This window comes from Bradyrhizobium sp. 45, from assembly GCF_023073155.1.
In the GTDB taxonomy this organism is placed as follows: Bacteria; Pseudomonadota; Alphaproteobacteria; order Rhizobiales; family Xanthobacteraceae; genus Bradyrhizobium; species Bradyrhizobium canariense_D.
This window is the reverse complement of sequence record NZ_JADPIX010000074.1, coordinates 1-778: the sequence shown is the minus strand read 5'-3', so window position 1 is coordinate 778 and position 778 is coordinate 1. Positions and strand designations below refer to the sequence as shown.

Annotated in this window: 1 protein-coding gene and 1 pseudogene; one reads left to right on the top strand and one right to left on the bottom strand. The window is 57.8% G+C overall.

Features of this window, described 5'->3' with window-relative positions:
• Positions 1–100: 100 nt before the first annotated feature.
• Positions 101–480, bottom strand: a pseudogene (locus IVB42_RS13265) (helix-turn-helix domain-containing protein); the annotation flags it as partial.
• A 111-nt stretch (positions 481–591) separates the two neighbouring features.
• Between IVB42_RS13265 and IVB42_RS13260 the strand changes: the two are divergent.
• Positions 592–778: transposase (locus IVB42_RS13260; protein WP_247393655.1), on the top strand; the 187-nt coding region annotated here is incomplete at its 3' end.

The following is a 778-nucleotide window of genomic DNA, read 5'->3' as shown; positions in this document are numbered from 1 at the left end:
TTTTGCTGTCCAATCCCATCCGAAACCTCCGTCCAAGCCGGAGGCTTCTTTCGCACGTTCATTCGAATTCTGAAGCAAGGGTATCGGCTTCGCGCTTACAGACATACTGGACGTCAACATCGCCCAGCGCCTCGGCCAGCAGAGGGCCGGTGCAGGTGCGAACCCTTGCGGGGGCGGTTATCCAGCAGCTTCAGAATCCGCTTGTTGGTGGCCTTCGTATCGATCGGCTGCTTGCCAAGCCGCGGCTTGTCTTGCAGCCCTTCCAGGCCATGATCGGAATAGTGGTGCCGCCAAAGGCTAACAATCCGAGGCTGGACCCCGACTTCTTTGGCAATCGAGCGGATGCTGCGCCCGTCCGCCGCCAACAGAACGATCCGCGCTCGCTTCAAATCGCGCTGCAACGTCCGGCGAGCGACAACACGCCTCAAGCAACTTGCGATCTTTCCACGAAAGCTGGACGTCTCTTGCTTCGGGTATCATCCATATCTTGAATCACGACTCACGATCCAAGAAAAGTGGGTACTAGGGTCTGTACCTAATTAGCGAGTTCTGATTCCCTCGTGCCAAGTTGATTCGGCACGGGGGACTTCGATGCGCAAAGGACTGTTCTGGCTCAACGACAAGCAGTGGGCTCAGATAGAGCCGCATCTGCCAACGAACCAGACCGGCCCGGCGCGCGAAGACGATCGACGCATTATCAGCGGTATCATTCACATGCTCCAGTGCGGCGCACGCTGGCGCGATTGCCCGTCCGACTATGGCCCTTACACGACGATCT